12 protein-coding genes and 1 tRNA gene are annotated in these 10,380 nt (G+C 67.4%); 10 read left to right on the top strand and 3 right to left on the bottom strand.

Annotated features, from left to right (window positions below):
* From ACH0AE_RS15450 to ACH0AE_RS15415, 8 genes are all read left to right on the top strand, one after another.
* Window positions 1-641: conjugal transfer protein TrbJ (locus ACH0AE_RS15450; RefSeq protein WP_406875883.1), on the top strand; the 641-nt coding region annotated here is incomplete at its 5' end.
* 112 nt (window positions 642-753) lie between these two features.
* Window positions 754-2,058 carry a P-type conjugative transfer protein TrbL gene (gene trbL / locus ACH0AE_RS15445; RefSeq protein WP_406875882.1) on the top strand — a complete coding sequence of 435 codons (1,305 nt, stop codon included), beginning with the start codon at window positions 754-756 and terminating at the stop codon, window positions 2,056-2,058.
* Complete coding sequence (trbF, locus tag ACH0AE_RS15440; protein ID WP_406875881.1) at window positions 2,058-2,864, top strand: conjugal transfer protein TrbF; 807 nt, start codon at window positions 2,058-2,060, stop codon at window positions 2,862-2,864. The genes trbL and trbF overlap by 1 nt, the downstream gene beginning before the upstream one ends.
* Window positions 2,861-3,811 carry a P-type conjugative transfer protein TrbG gene (gene trbG, locus ACH0AE_RS15435; protein ID WP_406875880.1) on the top strand — a complete coding sequence of 317 codons (951 nt, stop codon included), beginning with the start codon at window positions 2,861-2,863 and terminating at the stop codon, window positions 3,809-3,811. The genes trbF and trbG overlap by 4 nt, the downstream gene beginning before the upstream one ends.
* A complete protein-coding gene (locus ACH0AE_RS15430; protein WP_406875879.1) occupies window positions 3,808-5,031 on the top strand; it encodes a TrbI/VirB10 family protein in 1,224 nt (407 codons plus the stop codon). The genes trbG and ACH0AE_RS15430 overlap by 4 nt, the downstream gene beginning before the upstream one ends.
* Window position 5,032: 1 nt before the next feature.
* The gene (locus tag ACH0AE_RS15425) at window positions 5,033-5,272 is read left to right on the top strand and encodes a DUF2274 domain-containing protein (RefSeq protein ID WP_406875878.1); all 240 of its coding nucleotides are present in this window, start codon (window positions 5,033-5,035) and stop codon (window positions 5,270-5,272) included.
* The gene (locus tag ACH0AE_RS15420) at window positions 5,269-5,913 is read left to right on the top strand and encodes a hypothetical protein (protein ID WP_406875877.1); all 645 of its coding nucleotides are present in this window, start codon (window positions 5,269-5,271) and stop codon (window positions 5,911-5,913) included. Before ACH0AE_RS15425 ends, ACH0AE_RS15420 begins: the two co-directional genes overlap by 4 nt.
* Window positions 5,913-6,143: a helix-turn-helix domain-containing protein gene (locus ACH0AE_RS15415; protein WP_406875876.1), complete on the top strand. Its 231-nt coding sequence runs from the start codon at window positions 5,913-5,915 to the stop codon at window positions 6,141-6,143. Before ACH0AE_RS15420 ends, ACH0AE_RS15415 begins: the two co-directional genes overlap by 1 nt.
* 63 nt (window positions 6,144-6,206) lie before the next feature.
* On the opposite strand, the gene ACH0AE_RS15410 is transcribed toward ACH0AE_RS15415, so the two are convergent.
* The 3 genes from ACH0AE_RS15410 to ACH0AE_RS15400 form a co-directional block, all read right to left on the bottom strand.
* A complete protein-coding gene (locus ACH0AE_RS15410; RefSeq protein WP_406875875.1) occupies window positions 6,207-6,800 on the bottom strand; it encodes a tyrosine phosphatase family protein in 594 nt (197 codons plus the stop codon).
* A 78-nt stretch (window positions 6,801-6,878) separates the two neighbouring features.
* The gene (locus tag ACH0AE_RS15405; protein WP_406875874.1) at window positions 6,879-8,141 is read right to left on the bottom strand and encodes a tyrosine-type recombinase/integrase; all 1,263 of its coding nucleotides are present in this window, start codon (window positions 8,139-8,141) and stop codon (window positions 6,879-6,881) included.
* 166 nt (window positions 8,142-8,307) lie between these two features.
* Window positions 8,308-8,394: transfer RNA gene (locus ACH0AE_RS15400), tRNA-Leu, on the bottom strand.
* Window positions 8,395-8,503: 109 nt separating this feature from the next.
* Between ACH0AE_RS15400 and ACH0AE_RS15395 the strand changes: the two genes are divergently transcribed.
* Entirely contained in the window at window positions 8,504-9,430 is a 927-nt protein-coding gene (locus ACH0AE_RS15395) for a complex I NDUFA9 subunit family protein (protein ID WP_406875873.1), read from the top strand.
* Window positions 9,431-9,486: 56 nt separating this feature from the next.
* On the top strand, window positions 9,487-10,287 hold the full coding sequence (locus tag ACH0AE_RS15390; RefSeq protein ID WP_406875872.1) for an undecaprenyl-diphosphate phosphatase: 801 nt from the start codon (window positions 9,487-9,489) through the stop codon (window positions 10,285-10,287).
* The last annotated feature ends 93 nt before the right edge of the window (window positions 10,288-10,380 follow it).

The raw sequence follows: 10,380 nt of genomic DNA, 5'->3' as shown, positions 1-10,380 counted from the left end.
GCCGTCAACGCCATGATTTATATGCGAAATATCACGATTACGACAGCGAAATCAGCGACTTACTTGGAGAATGTGGGATCCAGTCGCTCCAGAACGAGGCGCAGATGCTGCTCCGCCTGGACAAGAACCTTAAGGGCGTCGCCTTTCCCCAGCTCCAGGCGCTGCTCGACAGGCTCGACGGCATCGATCGGCTGATGAAGCAGGCGCAGAGCGTCGACTTCGAGATGGACCAGCTCGAGGCCCGGCTGAAGGCGCTCTATCCGCGCAGCTTCGATCCCGCCTCGACACGCGACCAGCGGCTGCAGGCGGCCCGGGCGCGCTACGACGCGAGCGCCGAGGCGCTGCGGCGGACGATGACCGTCCAGAGCGGGATCGTGCAGCAGGCACGCGACGATGCCGAGGCGCTGGCCGAGATCGCGGCACGCAGCCAGGGCGCGGAAGGCGCGCTCGCCGTCGGCCAGGCGACCAACCAGCTGCTCGCGCTGACCGCCAAGCAGGGCATGGCGCTCCAGCAGATGATGGCCGCGCAGTTCCGCGCCGACGCGCTCGAGAAGCAGCGCCAGCTGACCGAGTCCGAGGCGTCGCGCGCCGCGACACGCAGGTTCCTCGGCAGCGGCACCGCCTACACGGCCCGGCAATAGCGAGACCGGCCGCGGCGGAACGAGCCCCCTGCCGCCGCGGTCGCAGCCCGCGGGGCCCGGCCAACCGCTCCCCTGGTCGGGCCCCGCGGCACCCAGATCCAAGGAAGAACCCGTGAACGACCTCAACGTGATCGACCGGTTCATGGCCGACTTCATCCGCTACATCGACAGCGGGTTCGGCCTGCTCGGGCCCGATGTCGGTTTCCTGACATCCGTGCTGATCGGCATCGACATCACGCTCGCCGGCCTGTTCTGGGCGATGGGCGGCGAGGACGACATCATCGGCCGCTTCCTCAAGAAGATCCTCTATATCGGCGTGTTCGCGCTGATCCTGAATCGCTTCCCGACACTTGCAGACATCATCTATCGCTCGTTTGCCCAAGCGGGTTTGACCGCCGGCGGGGGAACGCTTTCCGCCGACGATCTGCTACGCCCGGGCCGGCTCGCGGGCACAGGCTTTCAGGCCGCCTGGCCATTGCTCGACCAGGCGAGCGACCTGCTCGGCTTCACGACCTTCTTCGACAACTTCCTGACGATCATGGTGCTCCTGATCGCCTGGGTGATCGTGATCGTCGCTTTCTTCATCCTCGCGGTGCAGATGTTCGTCTGCATCCTCGAGTTCAAGCTGACGACGCTCGCGGGCTTTATCCTCGTGCCGTTCGCGCTGTGGAACCGGACCAGCTTCCTCGCCGAGCGCGTGCTCGGCAACGTCATTTCGTCGGGCGTCAAGGTGATGGTGCTGGCGGTGATCGTCGGCATCGGCTCCGGCTTCTTCACCGAGTTCGCCTCCGCGCTCCAGAGTAAGGAGCCCGATATCGGCCAAGCGATGAGCCTGGTGCTCGCCAGCCTCGCGCTGTTCGGCCTTGGCATCTTCGGACCCGGCATCGCCTCCGGGCTCGTGTCCGGCGCGCCGCAGCTCGGCGCGGGCTCCGCGGTCGCCACCACGGCGCTCGCGGCCGGTGGCTTCGCGGTCGCCGGCGGCGCAAGCATGGCTGCGGCGAAGGGCTTGGCCGGTGCCGGGCTAGGCGCGATCCGCGCCGGCACCTCGATGGGATCGGCGGCGTCGAACGCGTACAAACTCGGCCAGGAAACCTCCGGCTCGAAATCGGTCGCGGCCGGCATGGGCGGTGTCGCGACCGCCGCCCGCGGCGCGCTCGCGCAGCGCATGGGCGGCGGGCTCGGGCTCCGCGCCGCATCCGGCGAAGGCCAGCGCGCAGCGTGGAATGCCGGCACGACGGGCGCGCAGGCGCGCCCCGGGGATGGACCGGCTCCTGCGTCTGACGCGATGCCGGGTTGGGCGCGCAAACTCCAGAACACGCAATCCCGCCGTCACCACCGTCAGATGGCGATCCACGCCCTTCAGGGTTCGGATCGCGGCGGCGGCGGCGCGACCCCCGACATCAAGGAGAAGGACTGATGCGCTTCAAACGTGCCGTCCAGCGCTACGGGCGCACGGACCAACCCGAGACCCCGTACCAGCGGGCCGGCCAGCTCTGGGACGAACGGATCGGCTCCGCCCGGGCCCAGGCGCGCAACTGGCGGCTGATGGCGTTCGGCGGCCTCGCGCTGACCACGGGCCTGTCGGGCGCGCTGGTCTGGCAGTCGATGCAGAGCCGGGTCATTCCCTATGTCGTCGAGGTCGACAACCTCGGCCAGGCACAGGCCGTAGCGCCAGCCGCCAGCGAATACCGACCGACCGACCCGCAGATCACCTGGTTTCTCGCGAGGTTCATCACCGACATCCGGGGACGGTCGCTCGATCCCGTGCTGATGCGCGAGAACTGGCTCCAGGCCTATGACTTCGCTTCGAAGCGCGGCGCGATCTTTCTCGGCGAATATGCCCGCTCGGCGAACCCGTTCGCCGATGTCGGCGACAGGACCGTTTCGGTTCAGGTGACCAGCGTCGTCCGCGCGTCCGCCTCGAGCTTCCAGGTGAAATGGGTCGAGCGGGCCTATGACCGCGGGAGCCTCGCGGGCACGTCCCGCTGGACCGCGATCGTCACCGTCGTGCTCAGGCCGCCGCGCGACGCCGAGACACTGCGCAGGAACCCGCTCGGCCTCTATGTCGATGCAATCGACTGGAGCCGCGAGTTTGAGACGCCGTCCGACCATCCGTCGAGCGCGGCGGCGACGCCCGCGCCCGATTCCGGCGTGCCCAGCGGATCCCCGCTCGATCACGGCCTCGGCCAGCCCTCCCAAGCCCAACCGGAGAACCGCCCATGAACCGCATCCTGCTTGCGGCGACCACGCTCGTCGCGTGGCCCGCTTTCGCGCAAACCTCGCCGTCCGCGCCGGCGCAGGCCTCCACGGCAAGTCCTTCCCAACCACCGCCGGCCGCGACCACCCCCGCTCATCCCCCGTCGGTGGCGCGCCCCACCGCGCTCCGCCGTCACAAGCCATCGCCGGCCGAGCTTCGGGTTCGCACCGCAAATGCGAGGGCAACGCAGGAGCCTGTCACTCCGGCCTTCATCAACGCTGTGCAGGTCTATCCCTATGGCGAGGGCGTCCTGTACCGCCTGTTTGCAGCGCCCGAGCGCGTGACCGACATCGCCCTGCAACCCGGCGAGGCGATCGTCTCGGTGGCGGCGGGCGACACCGCGCGCTGGACCGTCGGCGACACGACCAGCGGTACCGGCGAGAGCAGGCGCGTCCATATCCTCGTCAAGCCCTTCGCTGCCGGGCTCTCGACCAACCTCGTCATCACGACAGACCGGCGCGCCTATCACCTGCAGCTCGAAAGCACGCCGGCCACCGCGATGGCCGCCTTGTCCTGGACCTATCCCCAGGACGAGCTGATTGCGATCCGCCGTCAGCAGGCAGCGGCGGAAGCGGCAAGGCCGGTTGCGGCGGGGCTCGCCGTCGAGCAGCTCGACTTCGGTTATACAGTAACCGGCGACAGGCCGGCATGGCGGCCGTTGCGCGCGTTCGACGACGGGCGGCAGACGTTCATCGAATTTCCGGCGAGCGTCAGCGTTGGCGAGGCGCCGCCGCTGTTCGTCGTCGGCGACCGCGGCGACGTCCAGCTCGTCAACTACCGCGTGGCCGGCCGCTTCTATGTCGTCGACCGGCTGTTCAATGCCGCCGAGCTTCGGCTGGGCGCGAAGAAGCAGGCCGTAGTGCGGATCAGCCGCACAGGCGTCGACCGGCGCCGGCACCGGAGGGCGTCATGAGCGAGGCTGTGCCTGCTGCGGCGGCCGCTCCGAAGGTCGACCCCGAGACGCTCGTGCTGCGCGGCCGCCCGAGCCGTATCATCCGCTTTCGGCGCGGTGCGATCATCGCAATCGCAGCGCTCGGGTCGACAGCGATTGTCGGCGTGACCTGGGTCGCGCTCAAGCCTGCGACCTTCCGGATCGTTGCCGGTGCCGAGGACCAGGAAAATATCGCCAGCCGGGCGCCGGACGATGCCCTGGCCGGCGCGCCGAAAAGCTATGGAGACGTGCCCAGGCTCGGGCCGCCGCTCCCCGGCGATCTCGGGCGTCCGATCCTGCGCCGGCAGGAGGCGCTCGGCGGATCGCCGCCCCCTGGCTCTTCGGAGCAGGCCGCACAGGCCGCCGAGGCCGAGCGACAGCGGCTTCTCGCCGAGCGCAAGGCGGCTCGCGAGTCCGGAATCATGATGCAGCTCGGCACCGCCGGGAACGCAACCGGGGCTGCTCTTGCCACCGCTGCGCCGGCCGCGGCTCCGGCGCAGGAAGCGCAGCCGGCGACGATCGCCGTCGATCCCACGCGCGATCCGGGCAACCAGCAGCGCAAGGTCGACTTTCTTGCAGGCAAGGACCCGACGGGCGACACCAATCCGCACAGGCTGGTGCCACCTGTCTCACCCTATACGCTGACCGCCGGCAGCATCATCGCCGCGAGCCTGATCACAGGGCTCAATTCCGACCTGCCGGGGCTCGTAACCGCGCAGGTTACCGAGAACGCCTATGACAGCGTCACCGGCCGCACTCTCCTGGTGCCGCAAGGGTCTCGCCTGATCGGCAGCTACGACAGCGTCGTGGCGTTCGGGCAAAAGCGCGCGCTGGTCGTATGGCAGCGCATCATCCTGTCCGACGGAAGCTCGATCCGCATCGACAATGTGCCGGCAACCGACATGGCCGGTTATGCCGGGCTCTCCGACAAAGTCGATGCCCACACCTGGCAGCTGCTCAAGGGCGTGGCGCTGTCGACGCTGCTCGGGGTCGGTACCGAGCTGGGCCTGGGCGGCAGCGAAAGCGACCTCGTCCGCGCCATCCGGGAGTCGGCGCAGCAGGGAACGTCGCGTGCCGGCGACCAGATCGTCACCAGGAACCTCAACGTCCAGCCGACCCTCAAGGTGCGGCCGGGCTGGCCGCTGCGCGTGGTCGTTCACAAGGACATCGTCCTCGCGCCGTGGCCCGGACAGGAGCGATAGCATGCCGGACCTCAAGCTCGCACAACTGCCGGACCGCACCCCGGTCAAGCTCGGCATCTCGGTGACGCCGGACCTCCACCAGGCGCTCAACGACTATGCGGCGCTCTATGCGCAGGTCTATGGCCGGGAGGAGCCGGTCGCTGACCTGATTCCGGCAATGCTCGCCGCCTTTCTCGAAAGCGACAAGGCGTTCGTCCGCTCGCGGCGCCCACCGGCCGAACCAACCGGGGGCGGCCGATGATGCTCGCCTATGCATCGCGCACCGGCACACGCCGCAATCTCGACGCACTGCGCGCCGCCGGATGGCGACTGATGGTCTCTGCCCGCGGCGTGCTGCGCACCGAAGGCTTCCCGTACGCGCTCGACAACGGCGCATGGACGTCGTTCCAGCGGAAGGAGCCCTTCGACGACGCGGCGTTCGAGCGGGCGGTCGCCCTGCTCGGACCCGGTGCCGACTGGATCGTCCTTCCGGACATCGTCATGGGCGGCCTCGCATCGCTGCGCTTCTCGCAGAAATGGCTCGAGCGGCTCCGGCACCGCAGGGCACTGGCCGGGCAGACTTTCCTGATCGCCGTGCAGAACGGGATGCGCCCCGAGGAGGTGCGTCACCTGCTGGGTCCCCGGGTCGGCGTCTTCGTGGGTGGCGACACCTCGTGGAAGCTGGCGACCATGGGTCTCTGGGCGCGCCTTGCGCATGCGCGCGGTTCGATCTGCCATGTGGGGCGCGTCAACAGCGCCCGACGCGTCCGCCTCTGCATGGCGGCCGGCGCCGATAGTTTCGACGGTTCCGGCGTCTCCCGCTTCGCAGCTGCCTTGCCGCCGGTCGATTGCGCCCGCCGGCAAACCGACATCGAAAACTTGCTCGCACGGAGGATAGCGTGATGAAGAACGACGTGAATGGGAATGAGTGCGGCTGGGAGGGACAGGGGCAACCTGTCGCTCGCACCCTGGAGCCGATCAGTGTGCGGATTGCCACTGCGGTCAAGCTGACCGGGATCTGCCGTTCGACGATCTACGAGCTGATCGGCGACGGGACGCTCGAGACGGTGAAGATCGGGCGATCGACCTTCATCCTCTATCCCAGCCTGAAACGGCTGTTCGAACGAAGCTGATGACCCGGCCGCGCATCCCCTGCAGGGTATGTCTCCTGGAAATACCTTGCAGGGGATAGCATGCTACGCCCGCGGCGTGTCATCAGAGACCTGCGCGTAGAGCTGCGGGTAGCGTCGCACGAAGTCGCGGCGAGCTTGCCGTGCCGTCTGGACGTGCGGGGTTCGCGCTTCCCATTGGGCCACCACGTCCTGGAGCGCGCCGCGCCTGTCAAGAATCTGATCTGCGAGCTTCACGACGACGAGGTTCGGCGTGGCCTCGGGACGGATTTTCAGCAGATCGTCCAAGGCCTGTTCTTCCTGCCCGGCGCCGCGGCGTGAAGCCAGGATCGCAAGCGCGATTCCTGCGGATCTGCCCACTCCGTGAAAGCAATGGACGAGCAGCGATTCCGTCTCCCGGGCTTCGGCGAAAGCGATCGCCTCAACCACCTGTTCTCGCGTGGCCACGCGGATGCCGAGGCTGTCATCGTCGACGTCCTCGAACTGCAGCACCAGGTGCGCGGGCCGCGGCTGCGTGAAGAAGCGCAACTGTGCCGTGGGGCGGCAGGCCGGGTCCTCCACCGTGATGACGGCATCGAACCGGCGCTTGTGCTTTCTCGCCTGACCGAGGCTCGCGACAGCGATGCCCCCTGCGGCAGGTGCTGCAATCGGCGTAGACATGGAGTTCTCCGGATGGGATTGAGCACCGGCGGTCTTGCAAAACGGCAAGACCGCCGGGTTACCTCGCAGACGACCCGATCACCGCGATCGGGCGCCGCGCCGGGCAAAGTCGACCGTGACCACCTTTCCGTCGCCGGGTGCCTCGCCGGTGTCGCCTCCGCCACGGAGCTGGTCGAGATAATCGGACCAGTGCTGCATCATGCGCACGCGTTCCTCCCAATACTGGCCGCGGGCGTAGGCGCGCCGGACGCCATTATTCTCCATGTGCGCGAGCTGGCGCTCGATCGCATCCGGGTTCCACAGCCCCATCTCGTTGAGCAGTGTCGCCGCCGTCGCCCGGAAGCCGTGCGCGGTCATCTCGTCGCCGCTGTAGCCCATCCGCCGGAGCGCGAAGGTGACGGTGTTTTCCGACATCGGCCTTTTCCAGGTGTGCATTGCCGGAAAGACGTACGGGCTGTGGCCGGTCAGGGGCCGTATCTCGTCGAGCAGGTCCAGAACCTGACGCGACAGCGGCACCTGATGCGGCCAGCGCATCTTCATCTTCTCGGCCGGGATCGACCAGATGGCACGCTCGAGGTCGAACTCGCTCCATTCGGCCCGGCGCAATTCTCCCGGGCGGACGAAGACATGCGGCGTCATCCGCAGGGCGAATTTGGTGATGGCATGGCACGAGCAGTCGTCGATCGCACGAAGCAGCAGTCCTACCTCCTTCGGACGGGTGATCGCGGCGAAATGCTTCGTCTTGGGAACGATGATCGCGCCGCGCAGATCGCGGGCGACGTCAACCTTCGCTCGTCCGGTGGCGATGCCGTAGCGGAAGACGCGGCTGATCACGCTGCGCATGCGCCGTGCGCTCTCGTAGCGGCCAGTCGCCTCGATCTTGCGCAGCACGGCGAGCACTTCCTGCACCTCGATGTCACGAAGGGGGAGGTCGCCGAGGAATGGGTAGACCATATCGAGCAGCCAGCGCACCTTGCGCAGCGTCACATCCGCCCGCTCCTCGCGGGTGATCTTGACGAACCATTCCTCGCCAACCGCGCGGAACGTGACATTGGCATCGACTTGCGCGCGCAGCTTCCGGCGCTTCTTCTCGACGAAGGGATCGGTGCCGTCCGCCACCAGCTTGCGGGCGGCATCACGCTTTTCGCGTGCCTCGGCGAGGCTGACTTCCGGCCAGACGCCGAGAGCGAGAGATCGTTGCTTGCCGAGGAATCGATAGCTGAAGCGCCAGTATTTCGAGCCGTTGGGCATCACCAGAAGGTAGAGGGACCGCTCGTCGCTGAGCTTGTACGCCTTGGCCCGGGGCCGGGCGTTCCTGATCGCCAGTGCGGTAAGAGCCATGTTGGTATCTCCGTCCGAAAACGGGCGAATCCGCGGCGGAAATAGACCAACAAAAGCGTTGGTATCTCGGCGAACCCGCCCAAATTTCGTCGGAAATGATATTCGAAAAAACCCTGTTTCCCCAGCCACTTACGCGACGTCAGCGGATGTCTGCGGATGGGGAAAATGGTGCCCAGAAGAGGACTCGAACCTCCACGACCTTGCGATCGCCAGCACCTGAAGCTGGTGCGTCTACCAATTCCGCCATCTGGGCACTGGGCTTGAAGCCCCGGTAGGCCGGCGCCTCTAGGGCCGGGGCGGCGGCCTTGTCAACAGCCGTGTGTGGCGGCTAGTGGCAGCGCATCTTTTCCGCGGAGCGAAACATGAAGGACAAGCTGGTCACATTGATCGGCGGCGGCGGTTTTCTTGGCCGCTACGTCGCACAGGTTCTGCTCAAGGCAGGCGCCCGCGTGCGCATTGCCCAGCGCGATCCGCGCGAGGCCTGGTTCCTGAAGCCCCTGGGCGGGCTGGGGCAGACGCAGTTCGTCGCGACCGACGTGACGAAGCCGGACACGATTGCGCGCGCCGTGAGCGGCGCCGACGCGGTGGTGAACCTCGTCGGCAGCTTCACCGGCGATCTCAACCGAATCCACGTGACCGGGGCCAGGAACGTGGCCGAGGCCGCGCGGACGGCGGGCGCATCCACGCTGGTGCACCTGTCGGCGATCGGCGCGGACGAGCATGCGCCGTCGCTTTATGCGCAGACCAAGGGCGCGGGCGAAGCAGCGGTGCGGCTCGCCTTCCCGCAGGCGACGATCCTTCGCCCGTCCACGGTGTTCGGACGCGAGGACAAGTTCATCAACATGTTCGCGGGCATGATCGCGGCGCTTCCGTTCGTGCCGGTGCTGAGGCCCAATGTGCGCTTCCAGCCGGTGTTCGCGGGCGATGTGGGCGACGCTGTCACCGCCGCCATGGCGGACGGCGCGCAATTCGGCGGGCGCACGTTCGAGCTCGGCGGGCCGGACGTGATGACGATGATGGAGCTGCACCAGTGGATCGCGCGGATGATCGGGCGGCATCGCTCGTTCCTGGAGCTGCCCGATGCCGCCGGCGCGCTGCTCGCCGCGCTGCCGGGTGCCCCGATCTCACGCGATCAGTGGAAGCTGCTGCAACGTGACAGCATCGTGGGCGACGGCGCAGAGGGGCTGCAGGCGCTTGGCATCACGCCGACGCCGCTAGCGGCCGTGGCGCCGGGCTGGCTGGTGAAATATCAGCGCGCCGGCCGCTTCGCACAGCCCACCGCGGCCTGATCCGCCCCATCGCTTCGCGCATCGGCCCGCAGCGGCGGGCAACCTGAAAGGCTGTCATGTCCGATTTGCTGACCGCGATCATCCTCGGCATTGTCGAGGGCGTCACCGAGTTCCTGCCCGTTTCCTCGACCGGGCATCTCGTGCTCGCCACCGAACTGCTCGGCTATGATCCGCAGCGCTGGGCGGTGTTCAACATCGCGATCCAGCCAGGTGCCATCCTGGCGATCGTGGTGCTGTACTGGCGCACGTTCATGGCGGTGCTGTCCGGCCTGATGAAGGGCGAGCCGCACTCCGTCGCTTTCGTGCGCAACCTGCTGATCGCCTTCATCCCCGCCGTGGCGCTGGGCCTTGCCTTCAACGACGAGATCGAGGCGCTGCTGGAAAATGCGGTTGTGGTCGCCTGGGCGCTGATCATCGGCGGCATCGGCATCCTGGTGGTCGAGAAACTGGCCAAGACGCGCGACGTTGGCGGCATCTCGGGTGTGACGACGGGGCAGTCGGTTAAGATCGGCCTGGTCCAGTGCATCGCGATGATCCCGGGCGTCAGCCGGTCCGGCGCGACGATCATGGGCGCCATGGCACTTGGAATTGACCGGCGCACGGCCGCCGAGTTTTCCTTCTTCCTCGCCCTCCCGACACTGACGGGCGCGACCGTGCTGCAGATGGTGAAGCATCGCGACGCGATCACCGCCAATGACCTGCAGCTGATCGGGGTTGGCGCGTTCGTCTCTTTCATCGTCGCGCTGGTGGTGGTGAAGGCGTTCATGGCGGTGGTGACAAAGCACGGCTTCGCACCGTTCGCCTGGTATCGGATCGTCGCCGGCGCGCTGGCGCTCGTGATGGTGAATTTTCGATAGGTACTGATCCGGACCTTCTTTGATGCTGCTGAAGGTCGCAGAATGGGCAAGCGCGGCGGGGAACAGTGAAATAGGTCATCAGTGCTGCCTTGA

Source organism: Sphingomonas sp. 179-A 2A2 NHS (genome assembly GCF_045371305.1).
In the GTDB taxonomy this organism is placed as follows: Bacteria; Pseudomonadota; Alphaproteobacteria; order Sphingomonadales; family Sphingomonadaceae; genus Sphingomonas.
Note: the sequence above shows the minus strand (reverse complement) of the source record. Positions and strands in the feature narration are given on the sequence as shown.